Raw genomic sequence first — 14,894 nt, forward strand, 5'->3', positions numbered from 1 at the left:
CACAAGCCCTTTCCATTCAAGCTCCAGCGGTGCTGTGACGTGAGCCAAAAACCGGTTGCCAACCTGCGCCCGGTTGTCATAGGCTTCGAAAATAAGTATCGATCCCCGGCTTGTCCATACGGCCGCCATATCGATGCCATGACCACTATCGACGGGATGCGACGATGACCCGCAATGCTCCGGTTTCGGTGTACGAAACCACCTACCACCACTACCTGGAACAATTGCAGGCCCGGCCCTTTGCCGGAAAGGCCGATGTGTTGGGCCTTGTCGAGACACCCGATGGCGTGGGGGTATCCTATTTCGGCCGTCCCGTCCGTCTGACGTCCGCCGGTCTGATTGATGAAACCGGTGCCAGACCCGATTTTCCCGACTGCGTGGTGATTTGCCGCTATCTGCTCATGGCGCCCGCTTTCGAGCCCTCACAGACCCGGTGGGTGGCCTATCGTGATTTTCCCGACACCGGTCCCCTGACCGTTTTCTGGTCCGATACGGTGGAGGGGACGCTGGTCCGGACCTACACCGGCCGCGTGGCAGATCTGGCACGGGCATGTGCAGATCTGGGCGCCAGCACGCCGGAGATGTCAATCAACTGTGATCTGTGCCGTCGTTTTGCACCGCTGCCCAAAGTTCCTTTGCTGCTGATTTTCAACGATGCTGATGACGACTTCCCGGCCTCGGCGTCTCTCCTGTTCGAAAAACGGGCATCGACCTACCTGGATGCCGAGAGCCAGGCCATCCTGGGTCACCAGCTCTGCCGCCGGCTGATTGCTGCCCTTTAAATAGTGTCCATCCACGAATAGGAGAATTTGGTCGAGATCAAGGCGCCCGAAAAATTTAACCGCAGGCATATGGTTGATATTCCGAGGATTAAATTTTTCGCGCAACGCCGATATCGGGCAAATTGGCCATTCGTGGATGGGCACTAAATAGGTTGAGATCACCCCAATGCTGCAACATTGGGGATTATTATTACCCCTTCATGGCGCAAAGGTCGTATAGTAAATCTTCTTCAAGAATTAAAGTTCATTTTTTACCGACCGATAGAGCAGGTGATACCGCTGATCTCCACTGCTTACTTGGTCCTCAGATGATTGCGCATTGCTCCCCATTGACTGACGAAACTGCTTCTATCCTGTTTGACTGAACCTGGTTGTTCTTCCTTTACGGTTATCTTATGCGCATCAAACGCGGGATACCGGTGGATGAGGATGACTGCACCGATAACGGACGTTCGCCGTTGTGGGAGCCTTTTAACAATTACCAGTTAGCTATGAGGTGGCAATGAAAATCAAAACAAAAATGATTGTCACAGTAACCATCGCGGTTGTGGGCGTGGCTGCCCTCAGCATGAGCAGCCATATAACCATGCAGAACAATATCGTCATGGCCAGATCTGTGAAGAGCGAGACCTTACGGATGGTCCTGAGTGTGGAAAAGCTCACCTCCCAGGGCCAACGCCTGAATGCCGGGATTCGCAGCAGCGTCAACACCGCCAGTGAAGACGGGCTGCAACAGGCGGAAATGACCAGGGCAGCCATGCTGGAGACGTTGGCACAGCTGCACCCGGTCAATATGCCTGCCGAGATTCAGACGTATCTGGAACGTCTTCCTGAACGAATTGCCATGATAGCGGATTCGGGGAATAAGCTGGCCATGGCCGTGATCGACCAGGAATTCGGCGACATTCCCCGGTTTACGGAACAGTTCGAGTCGACCAGTGCCGAGCTGTCAACAGTATTAGATGGCCTTCAAAAAACCGCCGTGGCATTCCTTGACGCGTCTCTGGATCACATGGTCGCTTCCTCGGAGAAAGGGGCGCGGGTCAGTTTCTGGGCTTCATGCGCCTTGATCATATTGATGATTGCGCTGCTTTTCTTCCTGCTGACGGCGGTGATTCGACCCATGGGACGGGTCGTGGCCGGGTTGAAGGATATTGCCCAGGGAGAAGGTGACCTGACCAAACGGATGCCGGATGCGCGCAAAGACGAAATCGGTGAACTGGCCCATTGGTTCAATGTTTTTTCAGACAAATTGCATCTCACTATCCGCCAGATCACGGGTAGCTCCGAAATCTTACGCTTTTCTTCCAATATGCTGACTGAACTTTCCGGATCCATGCGAGATGATGTGCAGGTGGTTGAAAACAATGCTGGTGCTGTAAAGGACGATGCCGACTCGATTACTTCGCACATCAATGCCGTGGCATCGGCCATGGAGGAGACATCCACCAACATCAGTATCATTGCCTCATCGGCCGAAGAGATGAGTGCGACGATCGGCGAAATCGCTCAAAATACCGAGAAAGCCAAAGCCATTACCGATGACGCGGTATCCCAGTCCGAGATGGCTGCCGATCACATCGGCCGACTGGGCGAGGCGGTCCTTAAGGTCGGGAAAGTTACCGACACGATCAGTGAAATTTCCGACCAAACCAACCTCCTCGCCCTCAACGCCACCATCGAAGCAGCCCGTGCCGGCGAGGCCGGCAAGGGGTTTGCCGTTGTGGCCAATGAAATAAAAGGGCTAGCCATGGAAACCGCCTCGGCGACCCGAGAGATCAGTGCGCAGATCCAGGATGTTCAGGAGGCTGCCAGCGGATCGGTGGAGGAGGTGGCTGCCATCTCTACGGTTATTCAAGATGTCAACGCGATTGTCGGCACAATTGCTGCTTCTATCGAAGAACAGTCTGCCGTCACCAAGGAAATCGCCGGCAGTGTTGCCCATGCCTCCGAAGGCATCGGCGAGGTCAACAACGCAATGGCCAGCAGCGCTCAAGGTGTGCAGCGTATGTCAGACCAGGTGACTGGTATCCATCAGGCTGCAAGTGAGATGGCCCATCGCGGTTTTCAGACAAAACTCAGTGCCGAAGATTTGTCGGCCATTGCCAGGCAGGTAGATCAGTTGGTTGGCCAGTTCAGACTCAGACCGGCCAAATTCGACATGGGTACCGCAAAAGGAGCGCACCTGAAATGGCGCTATCGACTCCATGCGGTCATGACGGGGCATGAAACACTGAGCACGGAATCGGTGGCCTCCCACCAGGAATGCGAATTCGGGCGTTGGCTGAGCAGTCCGGCGGGACAGGCAATGTGCATGGATGCGGCATTTGGAGATGTCTGTGAGATTCATGAATCCATTCACCAAATCGCCCATGACGTGGTTGCTGTCAGCAACAACGGCCGGAGGCAGAAAATGACGGCTTTGATGGAAGATTTTGAAAGAACACGCCAGCAATTTTTTAATGCGCTGGATGCACTTTACCAGTAACTTTTATTTGGAGGAAAGTTCATGTCAAGACAGATGTCGTTTTCCATTATTACGCTTACGATGATCGGCTTCATGTTTTTCGGGACGGTCAGGGCGGCTGATTTTCAAAATCTGACCGCACAGGAACTCAAAACAAAAATGGACAGTGGTGGTAGCGTTATGGTGGTCAATCCCTTGAGCGATATCGAGTTCAACGAGGGACACATTCCAGGATCAGTCAACATCCCGTTCCATTTAATGCCGACCACGGATCAGTTGCCGGAGGACAAATCGACCCCCATTGTCACATACTGCCTTGGCCCCAAATGCATATTTTACAAAAAAGCCGCCATGCTTCTGGCTGACCGGGGCTATCCTCATGTGATCACTTTCAAAGGTGGTGTCCCTGCGTGGGTCAAAGCCGGATTTCCTTTGGAACAGAAAGGTGCACTGGCGAAAACAGAGATCCCGACCGTGAATGCCGACGCGTTGAACGGCATGCTGGCCCGGGTTCAGATCGTTGACATCCGGTCGCCAAGCCTATATGCGATGGGCTGGATTCCTTCCAGCAAAAAGATCCCGCTGGGACTTCTCTCGGCAGAGTATGCCGATATCCCAAAGGATAAACCGATTGTGGTGGTTGACCACGCCGGCAAGCAGGTGCTGGTGGCCGGTCGTTTCCTGAAAAGCAAGGGCTATGATGATGTGCAGCGCCTTCAGGGCGGATTGATGGTCTGGAGCCGGAAAGGGTTTGCCCTGGAACCGTAGTTACGGGTTCCATCTTCGTTGGTTGGCCGTAAAAATCCAAGACATGTTGCAAGGAAACAGAAAGATAACTGGGTAATGGGTTGATTTCAGTTTTCCGAAATTCGTGAATGAATTTTTTTCTTCAGCCGTTGAAACCAGCTCTCCTGCGCGGGCGCCTGATCCTCTGAGATGATACAGGCCCGTTTGAGGAATTGGCCGAATTCGGGGTTGACCTTGCCAAATTGGGCGATTCTGTCGATGGAGAGCAGATTGTCCAATGTCGGCGGGGTCATCTCCATGTCCGATTCGCGGCGGATGGTTTCCATGGTGATGGATAGCGCATAAATCGTCACATTCTCCGCCAGTTCATCAGCGGATATCTCAGCATCTGAGCGGTGTCCGCTTCCCATCACCTCGTGCACGCAGGCGGTTAAAATAGGATTCCCCATGTCCAGCTTTTCACTACATTGATCGATGGCAAAATTGTGGTCGAGAAAATCATCGCAAAACTTCTGCAGTGATTTAAGCCAGCCTTGACTCAAATTCTGGGGCAAAACCGCATTGGCACCGCGGGACAACACTTCGTTAGAAAACCGGGACAGCATAGAGTCATCTCCTCATATTTCAAGTTAGGGCTTTTTTATCATAAATCTTTATTTCTGCACACCCCCCTTTTACATCCACAACCATGGCAGGGTATCTGATCAAGCCGCCAACAAGAATACATCCAAATGCGGTTACCACGACAGCCATGGCGAGCCGTATTGACAACGCGGCATTGCCATGCGAGGGCGCCGCCAGTTTATTCACTTTCAAGAGGCAATCTATTGAACATGATGGAACGGTCGTCAAGACCATCGGCGATGAACTGATGTGCACCTTGCTGGCGCCTGACCATGGGGCGCGGAATCGCCAATCATCTGGTGGTCGACCACCTATTGGTTTCCCGCATGCATGCGCGCATTGAGTTGCAACGCAACCGGTTTTTGCTGATCGTCTAAAATACCAATGATACTTTTCTTAAACTCCAGGACCACGGTTTCTCACGACCGAGGTTCACGACTTCCCCATATCACAACGCCTTTCTTATTTTTCACCGGCCGTTTTTTACGTGCAATATTTGAACTTTCATTTACTTTGCTTGTTACTTTTATTGCACGCCTTGAACGATTGGATACTTCATTTGGTACCATGGATGCAATATTCTTAGAAAACTAAAATATATATAAAAACATCTGGTTAAAATGCTTGTGCAATAAGAATCAAGGTTGTGGCATAATGTTTGCTAATAGATATCCCGGGAAGAGTAACATCGCTTACTCGATAAAGGCAAACCATACGAAAGTGTGGCGCGCAAAGCCACTGGCCTAAATCTTCCGCTTGAAAGAAGACATGGCAGCAGGGCAGCCGAGGGTAACCGGGTGCTTCCTCCACGGATTCACCGCTTACCAAATGAGAATCATGGAGGAATGCATCATGACCGTCCGGGTAAACCATTTATTGTGCAACATTGGTCTTTTTCTCGCCATTGTTTTTTTAACTGTCCTTTTGTCCGCGGAGAAAGGCTTTTCTGCCGATACCTACGCGGTTCCCCAAACCACCGAAGTCACCCTCGCCTGGGATGCGAACGACCCTGCGCCAGAAGGTTATCGCATTTTTCAGAGGATCGATGGTGAAGCATATGATTACACCGATCCCGTCTGGACCGGAACGGATACTTCAGGGAGCGTTTACAATCTGGAATATGATACCACATACTACTTTGTGGTTCGGGCCTACGAGGGGACCCTGGAAAGCGCTGATTCGGAAGAGGTCTCCTACACCACTCCGGCATCCACTTCGGCAACCTACTCCATAACGGCAACGGCGGGTGAAGGCGGCACCGTCTCCCCGTCAGACACCACCACCGTTTCCGAAGGCGTGGATCAGACATACACAATTATGGCGGACGACGGCTACCACATCGCGGATGTGCTTGTGGACGGGGTGTCCCAAGGGGTGGTAACAGAATATACGTTTACCTCCGTTTCCGAGGATCACACCATCAGCGCCAGCTTTGCCATTGACACTTACTCCATAACGGCCTCAGCCGGTGACGGGGGTACGATTTCACCGTCGGGGACGAGCACTGTCTCCAGAGATGCGGACCAGACGTTCACCATTACTGCGGACAGCGGTTATCACATCGCGGCGGTATTCGTGGACGGGGTATCCCAGGGAGCGTTAACGACCTATACGTTTACCTCCGTTTCCGAGGATCATTCCATCAGCGCCAGCTTTGCCATTGACACTTACTCCATAACGGCCTCAGCCGGTGACGGGGGTACGCTTTCACCGTCGGGGACGAGCACTGTCTCCAGAGATGCGGACCAGACGTTCACCATTACTGCGGACAGCGGTTATCACATCGCGGATGTGCTCGTGGACGGGGTATCCCAGGGAGCGGTAACGACCTATACGTTTACTTCCGTTTCCGCAGCTCACACCATCAGCGCCAGCTTTGCCATTGACACTTACTCCATAACGGCCTCAGCCGGTGACGGGGGTACGCTTTCACCGTCGGGGACGAGCACTGTCTCCAGAGATGCGGACCAGACGTTCACCATTACTGCGGACAGCGGTTATCACATAGCGGATGTGCTCGTGGACGGGGTATCCCAGGGAGCGGTAACGACCTATACGTTTACTTCCGTTTCCGCAGCTCACACCATCAGCGCCAGCTTTGCCATTGACACCTACTCCATAACGGCCTCAGCCGGTGACGGGGGTACGATTTCACCGTCGGGGACGAGCACTGTCTCCAGAGATGCGGACCAGACGTTCACCATTACTGCGGACAGCGGTTATCACATCGCGGATGTGCTCGTGGACGGGGTATCCCAGGGAGCGGTAACGACCTATACGTTTACTTCCGTTTCCGCAGCTCACACCATCAGCGCCAGCTTTGCCATTGACACTTACTCCATAACGGCCTCAGCCGGTGACGGGGGTACGATTTCACCGTCGGGGACGAGCACTGTCTCCAGAGATGCGGACCAGACGTTCACCATTACTGCGGACAGCGGTTATCACATAGCGGATGTGCTCGTGGACGGGGTATCCCAGGGAGCGGTAACGACCTATACGTTTACTTCCGTTTCCGCAGCTCACACCATCAGCGCCAGCTTTGCCATTGACACCTACTCCATAACGGCCTCAGCCGGTGACGGGGGTAACATCTCCCCATCGGGCAGGATCACCGTCGATGCCGGCTCCAGCCAGACGTTCACGATCACCGTGGATGACGGATACGAAATCCTCGATGTCCTGGTCAACGGCAGCTCCATGGGCCAGTCGAGCAGCATTAGCCTTGACGACATCCGCGCTGATTATACGGTCGTAGCCAGCTTCGCCTTGCAGAATCAGGCGCCTGTTGCCGATGCCGGGCCGGATCAGACTGTGGATGAGGGCCAGTTGGTAACCCTCAGCGGACTCAATTCAGTGGACCTTGACGATGGCATCGCCTCTTTTCAGTGGAATCAGATTCAGGGGGTCGACGTCACCCTGATTGCCTCGGACCAGGCGGAAGTCGTCACCTTTACCACGCCAAACGTGGACACGTCAGGTGCCTCCCTGGTGTTCGAACTGACGGTCACCGATTATAACGGTGAAACCAGTGTGGACACCTGTATCGTTAATGTAACCTGGGTCAATGTGCCGCCCACGGCAGACGCCGGTGGTGCGCAGACCGTCAGCGAAGGGGAGGCCGTCGTACTGGATGCTTCCGGCTCTACCGATCCAGACGACGGGATCGCCACCTACTACTGGACACAGCTTGCGGGGCCGACAGTCACCCTTTCGGGCAATCAATCGGCCAGTGCCTCCTTCAATACACCGGACATCGACGCCGAAGGGGCAACGCTGACATTCCAGCTCACCGTTACCGATACCGGTGGGCTCCAAGATACGGACAGCGTACTGATCACTGTCGAATGGGTCAACCAGGCGCCGCTGGCCGACGCCGGCCCGGATCAGTCGGTCGATGTCGACGACGAGGTCACCTTGGACGGGTCCCTGTCCACCGATATTGACGATACCATCAAAGCCTTCCGCTGGAGCCAGACCGACGGCACCCCGGTTGAACTGTCCGATGCCACTGCTGAAAAGCCCACCTTTATCGCACCGGATGCGGGTGTCGACGGTGGATCGCTGACCTTCGAACTCACGGTTACGGACAGTGGCGACCTTCAGGGCAAGGATAGCGTCACGATCAATGTCGCGCCGTCGGTCTCCGAGACTGTCGACACCACCGCGCCGACGCTGGTGATCGAGAGTCCGTCGAAAACCAAGCTGCTGTCCAGGTATTCGACGATGAGCATGTCCGGTCGTGCCTCGGACGATCAAGGGGTTGAGCAGATCACCTGGGTGAACAGCCTCGGCGGTAGCGGTGTTGCGGCGGGCACCGATTCATGGCAAATCGATACCATTCCACTGCAAAGCGGCACCAATATAATCACGGTGACGGCGGTTGATGCGGCGGGCAATTCCACTTCAGCAACGGTGATGGTATTCTGTCTCAAATTCCTACGGATACGATAGCTTACCTACGGACGGCGCATCTAATGTGACGATTCAATCGGGATAGTAAGAACGGCCAGGGAATTTCTCCCTGGCCGTCGTATTTCAAAACGATACGCAAGCCAAGCCCATTCGGAATCGCTTACCCTGAACGCTGGCAAACGCCAATAAAAAAGGATTTACAAGCCAACATGCTTGTAAATCCTTATGTTTTCTGGTGGGCGATACAGGATTTGAACCTGTGACTTCCACCGTGTGAAGGTGGCACTCTCCCGCTGAGTTAATCGCCCCAAAAAGTGCCCTTACATATAAAGAGGCGGCCCTTTGAAGTCAAGCGTTTTTTCCTCGGCCGTTACTCCCGTTTGACGATAAACCAGGGATTGAGCAGATTCTCCTTGTTGTACCTCAAGGGGGTGCCGTCGTCGTGGCGGATCACCTGGGCGCCACTGGCCGTGGCGATGGCCTGACCGGCAGCGGTATCCCATTCCATGGTGGGCCCCAGCCTGGGGTATATGTCTGCCCGGCCTTCGGCCACGCGGCAAATTTTCAGAGAACTGCCAGCTGAAATAAATGCCAGGTCGGCATGGGTTTGACGCATGGTTTCCACATAAGCCTGAAGTTCAGGTGTGGCATGGGAGCGGCTACCCATGATAGTAAAGGGGCGCGATTCGTCGCGGGGCAGCGGTAGGCGGTCGGCTCTTTCCAGCAATGCCGAGAGCGCACTTGCTCCTCCGGAGGGACTCATTGTACCGGCAAGATCTCCGCAGGAATCGATTTTATAGGCACCGGACTGAGTGTCGGCGAAATACAAGGTGTCGGCCACAGGGACGAAAATGACACCCATGGTGGGCGTTCCGTTTTCGGCCAGGGCGATGTTGACGGTGAACTCTCCGTTGCGTTTGATAAACTCCTTGGTGCCGTCCAGGGGATCGACGATCCACATTTGTTGCCACTGACTGCGTTCTTCATGGGCGATGTCCCGCCCCTCCTCACTGAGAACGGGAATCCCCAGGTCGCCGATGGCAGCCAGGATGATCTCATGGGCGCGGCGGTCCGCCCGGGTGAGGGGAGAATCATCGTTTTTTTTCTCAATGCCCATGTCCGATGACCCGTATACGTCGAGAATTGCCCTGCCTGCCGCCAGGGCGCCGGATATTGCGCAATACAGCCAGCTTGATCGATTTTCCATGGAATGCCTTCCCTGCCTTTCGGTTCGTTGCTCCGTATCGTCATCGGACCCGATCCGGGCTTTTCAAACAGCCTTTTAATCACGGGGAACCGGTGGCTGAAACGCGGCTGTGATTCTTGAGCACTCTATCGATGCATTTTGCATTGGTCAAATGGTATTGTGTGATTGATCGGTAATGACGGTTGTCACGGCGCAATTTTTTGCGCGGGAATTATCGCCGGTGTTGCCGTTAGTCAGAAAGGCGCCTGACTATTGTTTGGTTGTTTGCCCGCATGCCGCCCATCCCCAAAACGAAAAACGCGAGATGTCGACCATCACGCGTTTTCAAACAGGGCTAAGCTACGATTCGGAAATCAGACCCTAAACTGTTTGACCATGACGTTAAGGGTTTCGGCAAGTTCAAACAGATCCTTGGAACTGGCATTGACCTGGGCACTGACATTGGTCATCTCATCGGCGGCCTGGGTGACATCGGTGATATCGGCGGCGATGGAATTGGCCGCCTCCGAGCTTTCAGCGATGGTGGTGTTTACTTCGCCCATACCTTCAGACGCCTTGGCCACGTTGCCGGCGATATCCTTGGTGGTTACCGATTGCTCTTCCACGGCCGCGGCGATGGTAGACACGAGTTCATTGACTGTGCCCACTACTTTGGCGATGCTGTTGATTTCGGTCACCGTGCCCTGGGTGGAATTCTGAATACCCTCTATTTGCAGTTTGATCTCACCGGAGGCCGCCGCCGTCTGCTTGGCCAGTTCTTTGATCTCGTTGGCAACCACGGCAAATCCCTTTCCGGCTTCACCGGCCCGGGCCGCCTCGATGGTGGCGTTCAGTGCCAGAAGGTTGACCTGCTCAGAAATCTCGGTGATGGTTTCGACCACCTTGCCGATCTGCATGGCGGCATTGCCCAGCTCTTCGATCTGATTGGTGGCATGGGTGGTCTGGCCAACTGCTTCCTCGGCGATCTGGCGGCCTTTTTCCGTGTTGCCGGCGATTTCGCTGATAGTCGCGGTCATCTCTTCCGCCCCTGAGGCGACGATGTTCAGGTTGCTGGCGGTTTCATCCATGATTCCGGCGGCCGATGAGATGGTGGTGCTCATTTGCTCGCTGGCGGCGGACACGGTTATGGTTTTGCCGGAGGTCCGGTCCACGCTTTCGGAAAGATGCTCGGCGATGGTGGCCAGCTCCTTTGAAGCGGTGGTCAGATTTTGGGCGTTTTGGGCGACGTCAGCAATGATGCGCTGAATCTTTTCGATGAAGGTGTTAAACCAGAGGGCCAACTCGCCGACTTCGTCGGTGCTGTTGATATCGATGCGCTTGGTCAGGTCGCCGTCACCTTCTGCGGCATCCTGCAGGCCGGCAACCACCCGGTTGATGGGCTTGACCACCGTGGAGGTGACAAAGTAGATCAGCACCGTGGCAACGGCGATGACCACAACAGCCACCATCAGGTTTATCATCCCCAGGCTTTTCACCGGGGCGAGGATTTCGGCTTCAGGAACATTGACTGCAACGATCCACCCCTGTTCCTTGATGGCTTTAAAGGCAAGCTCTTTTTGGGCGCCACTATATGTGTAGTTAAGGAGACCATTTTTTTGAGCCAGCATTTGCTTGCCGAAATCATATTTGTTTATATTCTCCTTCATGATCTTGGATCTGTCGGGATGGGCAATGACAAAGCCGTTCTCGTTTACGGCAAAAGCATATCCGCTTTGGCCAACCTTGATGTTATCGATAAATTGCTTGCTGAACTGGGTGATGCTCACCACGCCGAACAGGACACCTTTGATCTGTTTATTGTCTTGCACCGGCGTGGACACAAAAAAGACCGGATTTCCCGAGTTACGACTGAGGGAAACATCGGATACATAAGTGTTGCCCGCCATGGCGGCTTTGTAGTATTCACGATCTTTGACATTGATCTTGCCGACTATTTTTTCTGCATTGGCCGCGATTACCATGCCATCTTCCCCTGCCAGGCAGATGTCTTCATAATACCCATATTCAGCCTGCAGGCGGGCTAATTTTTCGTTGGCCGAAATCCGGGCCGCCTTGCCGATGATCGATGTTTTGGTCGCCTTGGCATAAATTTCCTCATGGGACCAGCTTCTCAGATCAAGCTGGCGATCCTTGATCCAGGATTCAAGGTTGGTTGCCGTTGAGCGGGTCCGCTGTTGGATGTTTTCCAACAACGCATTGCTGAGGGCGTTTTTGGATTTGACATACGAAATTGTTGCCGACACCCCCATCCCAACGATGATTAGCAAAATGGTCGGTAGCAGGAATTTATTGCGGATGTTCATTTTCATCATTGATTCCCTTTTATTCTTCCCAGCTGTTTTCGAAATACTAGCGCAGTGTTTTATTCAATTCTTCGATTTTGGCCGTATCACTGTATATACCGGCAAAGATGGTATATGGTGTTCCTTCGACTTTGATGCCATAAGCCACTTTGCGGGACGGTTCGGTTTCACCCGGTTTCGGCCAGTAGTATTGTTCCCACCCCCCATCGGCTTGTTCGCTGGCCTTGCAGAGCCTCGAGTTAAATTCAAACTTTTTGTCAAGATCGAGGCCTTTCAGCTTGTCCAGAGCAAACGGGTGGGCCATCATTTCACTGGGGCAACGCTGAACATAAACATAGGTGTCCTTATAGACGAACTCTCCCTTGGGGTCGTTAAACGCTGGGAATGATTCTTCACCCAACGTACCGATCACCTCGTAGGCTTTTAAAACCAGATTGTAAACATCCTCGGGCGTCGCTTTGCCGTCGTCCGCGTGCGCATGGGAAAAGGAAAATAAAACCGCAATTGCCAATACCAACACTGCTTTTTTCATAAGTAAAGGGTGTTAAAAGAAAGTGAATAATATGTCTTAAAAACAGTTGCTTGTGCATGGAAAAACCCCTATAAGGAGGTAGACTACGACCAAGTAGGATACTTCCAAAAGGAGCTTTTTGCGTGCATCATAAAGATATCAAGGCTCAGATTCGTAAGCAACTGAAAACGCAATTTCCTAACTGGCATCGTCTCACACGAAAGGAAAAGAAGGAAATTGCGCGTCAAGTATTGGAGCAAGTCATTGAAAATTATGATTCTTCCAAAGAAATTGCTACGCCAGTGCCAGATCTGATTGGCCTATCGGATCAGCAACCAACCGAAGGAATCATGACGGTAGATCAGATGGCTGAATTTGTTGCCGAACACCAGTCCAACCCATTGTTAAGACTCTATGGAAAGCACAGCTCTCATCCAGCCATTAAGGATATTGAACTGCAATACATCGACTCATTGATCGATGACCGTATCGTTAACAAAATTCTCGCCCCCGATGGATACAAACCGGCCATCCGTTATCTTTTTCCGTGTAACATGCTTCGAGCCGAGATATTGAAAGCCATCAAATACCCGGAAATCAGTTATCGTAAATTCTGTGGCGATGACAAAACTTACGAAAATCACAAAGAAACAAGCCCTTACATAGGGATGGAGAACAAACAGAATCGTGCTTTCATTGGCCTATCCTTGAACCGCAGTGAAATGATCAATCACGTTCAGATGTCTCAATTCCGGTCTTCGCTTTCGTTCACGCAGATGATCAATCTGAATGTGTACATTCTATGTTTGCTTCAGAGCAAGGGACTGTTGGATTCCTTCAACGTTCATTTTGTCGACTCTACGGAACTGGCCGTTGATCGCCAGTATTTGCTGGCAAAGTTTAAAATCGGCAACCAAAACATTCGGATTTACGACGACATTGATTGCGATTGCGGCAAGCGGCGTAACAAGCGCGACAAATCGGTCTACGTGGTCGGTTATCGGATGCATGCACTGGCAGCGATCAATCCGGAAAATGGGCAAAGCATTCCATTGATCTCATTGTTGGCTCCGGCAAATCATCACGACAGCAATTTTACGCTACCCTTAATCCAATTGGGAAAAGCCATTGGCTTGGACTTGAAGTTGATTACGGCGGATGAAGCCTACCATGATAAAGATGGCTCTTTACTCGCGCAAACCGGGGTTCATGTAATCGCACCACCGAACCGGAAAGTCACGCTGCCGAGTAATGTCGACCCTGAAACATACCAGGTAACTTGTGGCGATTTTTGTGAAATCGCGATGGATTATGTCGGTAGCGATTCACAGGGTCATGAATTCAAGTGCGCGGCTCTTCCGGGACAATGTTCACGAATGCCGGTCTGTCCGCAGTGCCGTCGTATCGAGTTTGATTCCGGCTGTTTCCAACCGATTCCGCATGCCACGAAAGGAGTATCGCAAGCGATAGATCTGCGTAAGAACGGTGAGCGAGTTTTCAACCTTCTAAAAAAACGAGAAGGTCTGGATTATGCGCGAGTTAGGGGGCAACACAACATATTTGCTCAATCAATTTTTGCAAATGCGGCCACGTTGCTGATAGAGATGGCTGGCACGAGGAGTACTCGTCCACATCTTGATCGGCAATTGGAGCTATTATCAGCTGCCTAACGGGATCCATGAATGTAAAATATAAACAGAATATAATTCATTAACGATGCCCAAGTTGGTGATCTTGTTTATCTGAGTGGGTGTTCAGCTATACAAAAAAGTCGCAAAACTAAATTCAAACAGCGAAAACAACCGCCAGCTGAACGGACGGAACTTCGAAAAGCAAGATACCTCCCAGATCATCGACCAAATTTAGACCCAATTGGTCGCTAACCAGCCGCAAGACGGTTGAAGAAGGTTGGATTTTAACAGGCTTAAGTAGTCCTTCTAAATAAGATTTTTTTCTGCTCTCTAAATTTATCGTACACTTATGATGGATCTTTAGGCGGAACCTTAAAAAAATGAATGGTAACGAAAACGTTGGGATAGAAGGGGATTTTCTAAAATTTAAAAGAAGAACCGGCCGTCCTGCGAATCCGCCATAAAGCGGAGTTTGACCGCTGTCTCAAGGCAACGGCAGCTTTCCTAACTCGATTTTCCCACTGACGGATTGCATCCGATTATCGCTTGTCATATAAATTAATATAGATTCATCGGTGGCCCTGCACAACGGCGGCGGCACAGGCATCGGCAAAGCGATCAACGGCGGTTTCGGCTTGGTACTGGCCGGCAGCCGCCGGGTGGAAGGCCTGTTTGACAACGCCAAATAGACGCCAGGACCTCCCGAC

At 52.4% G+C, this 14,894-nt stretch carries 11 protein-coding genes, 1 tRNA gene and 1 riboswitch; of the genes, 7 read left to right on the plus strand and 5 right to left on the minus strand.

Annotated features, from left to right (window positions below):
- Positions 1-164: 164 nt before the first annotated feature.
- The 3 genes from GN112_RS21190 to GN112_RS21200 all read left to right on the plus strand — a co-directional run bounded on the left by GN112_RS21190 (position 165) and on the right by GN112_RS21200 (position 4,017).
- Entirely contained in the window at positions 165-782 is a 618-nt protein-coding gene (locus tag GN112_RS21190; RefSeq protein ID WP_155312042.1) for a DUF3786 domain-containing protein, read from the plus strand.
- A 502-nt stretch (positions 783-1,284) separates the two neighbouring features.
- Positions 1,285-3,270 (plus strand): methyl-accepting chemotaxis protein, encoded by a 1,986-nt coding sequence (locus tag GN112_RS21195; RefSeq protein ID WP_155312043.1) that lies wholly within the window; start codon positions 1,285-1,287, stop codon positions 3,268-3,270.
- 21 nt (positions 3,271-3,291) lie between these two features.
- Positions 3,292-4,017 carry a rhodanese-like domain-containing protein gene (locus GN112_RS21200; protein WP_155312044.1) on the plus strand — a complete coding sequence of 242 codons (726 nt, stop codon included), beginning with the start codon at positions 3,292-3,294 and terminating at the stop codon, positions 4,015-4,017.
- 86 nt (positions 4,018-4,103) lie between these two features.
- Here the strand turns inward: GN112_RS21200 and GN112_RS21205 are convergent, their stop codons facing one another.
- A complete protein-coding gene (locus GN112_RS21205; protein ID WP_155312045.1) occupies positions 4,104-4,601 on the minus strand; it encodes a hypothetical protein in 498 nt (165 codons plus the stop codon).
- A 291-nt stretch (positions 4,602-4,892) separates the two neighbouring features.
- Here GN112_RS21205 and GN112_RS21210 point away from each other — a divergent pair, with 291 nt between their 5' ends.
- Together GN112_RS21210 and GN112_RS21215 are read left to right on the plus strand one after the other, a co-directional pair.
- Positions 4,893-4,997, plus strand: a complete 105-nt coding sequence (locus GN112_RS21210; RefSeq protein ID WP_155312046.1) for an FHA domain-containing protein — start codon at positions 4,893-4,895, stop codon at positions 4,995-4,997.
- 317 nt (positions 4,998-5,314) lie between these two features.
- Positions 5,315-5,408: riboswitch (cyclic di-GMP riboswitch) on the plus strand.
- A gap of 64 nt (positions 5,409-5,472) precedes the next feature.
- Positions 5,473-8,574 (plus strand): fibronectin type III domain-containing protein, encoded by a 3,102-nt coding sequence (locus GN112_RS21215; protein ID WP_155312047.1) that lies wholly within the window; start codon positions 5,473-5,475, stop codon positions 8,572-8,574.
- Between the two features lie 194 nt (positions 8,575-8,768).
- Here the strand turns inward: GN112_RS21215 and GN112_RS21220 are convergent.
- From GN112_RS21220 to GN112_RS21235, 4 genes are all read right to left on the minus strand, one after another.
- A tRNA-Val gene (locus GN112_RS21220) sits at positions 8,769-8,843 on the minus strand.
- Between the two features lie 62 nt (positions 8,844-8,905).
- Positions 8,906-9,742, minus strand: a complete 837-nt coding sequence (gene cysQ / locus GN112_RS21225) for a 3'(2'),5'-bisphosphate nucleotidase CysQ (protein WP_155312048.1) — start codon at positions 9,740-9,742, stop codon at positions 8,906-8,908.
- A gap of 353 nt (positions 9,743-10,095) precedes the next feature.
- The gene (locus tag GN112_RS21230; protein WP_162459058.1) at positions 10,096-12,045 is read right to left on the minus strand and encodes a methyl-accepting chemotaxis protein; all 1,950 of its coding nucleotides are present in this window, start codon (positions 12,043-12,045) and stop codon (positions 10,096-10,098) included.
- Positions 12,046-12,091: 46 nt separating this feature from the next.
- Positions 12,092-12,556: a cache domain-containing protein gene (locus GN112_RS21235; RefSeq protein WP_162459059.1), complete on the minus strand. Its 465-nt coding sequence runs from the start codon at positions 12,554-12,556 to the stop codon at positions 12,092-12,094.
- A gap of 143 nt (positions 12,557-12,699) precedes the next feature.
- On the opposite strand from GN112_RS21235, the gene GN112_RS21240 reads away from it, so the two are divergent.
- Both GN112_RS21240 and GN112_RS21245 read left to right on the plus strand, forming a co-directional pair.
- Positions 12,700-14,226: a transposase gene (locus GN112_RS21240; RefSeq protein ID WP_155312051.1), complete on the plus strand. Its 1,527-nt coding sequence runs from the start codon at positions 12,700-12,702 to the stop codon at positions 14,224-14,226.
- Between the two features lie 536 nt (positions 14,227-14,762).
- Complete coding sequence (locus GN112_RS21245) at positions 14,763-14,876, plus strand: hypothetical protein (protein ID WP_331457538.1); 114 nt, start codon at positions 14,763-14,765, stop codon at positions 14,874-14,876.
- Positions 14,877-14,894: the final 18 nt, after the last annotated feature.

It is taken from the genome of Desulfosarcina ovata subsp. ovata, assembly GCF_009689005.1.
Taxonomy (GTDB): domain Bacteria; phylum Desulfobacterota; class Desulfobacteria; order Desulfobacterales; family Desulfosarcinaceae; genus Desulfosarcina; species Desulfosarcina ovata.

Coding starts and splice junctions, on each gene's coding strand:
- GN112_RS21190 (WP_155312042.1), top strand. CDS start 165: ATGACCCGCAATGCTCCGGTTTCGGTGTACGAAACCACCTACCACCAC.
- GN112_RS21195 (WP_155312043.1), top strand. CDS start 1,285: ATGAAAATCAAAACAAAAATGATTGTCACAGTAACCATCGCGGTTGTG.
- GN112_RS21200 (WP_155312044.1), top strand. CDS start 3,292: ATGTCAAGACAGATGTCGTTTTCCATTATTACGCTTACGATGATCGGC.
- GN112_RS21205 (WP_155312045.1), bottom strand. CDS start 4,601: ATGCTGTCCCGGTTTTCTAACGAAGTGTTGTCCCGCGGTGCCAATGCG.
- GN112_RS21210 (WP_155312046.1), top strand. CDS start 4,893: ATGGGGCGCGGAATCGCCAATCATCTGGTGGTCGACCACCTATTGGTT.
- GN112_RS21215 (WP_155312047.1), top strand. CDS start 5,473: ATGACCGTCCGGGTAAACCATTTATTGTGCAACATTGGTCTTTTTCTC.
- cysQ (WP_155312048.1), bottom strand. CDS start 9,742: ATGGAAAATCGATCAAGCTGGCTGTATTGCGCAATATCCGGCGCCCTG.
- GN112_RS21230 (WP_162459058.1), bottom strand. CDS start 12,045: ATGAACATCCGCAATAAATTCCTGCTACCGACCATTTTGCTAATCATC.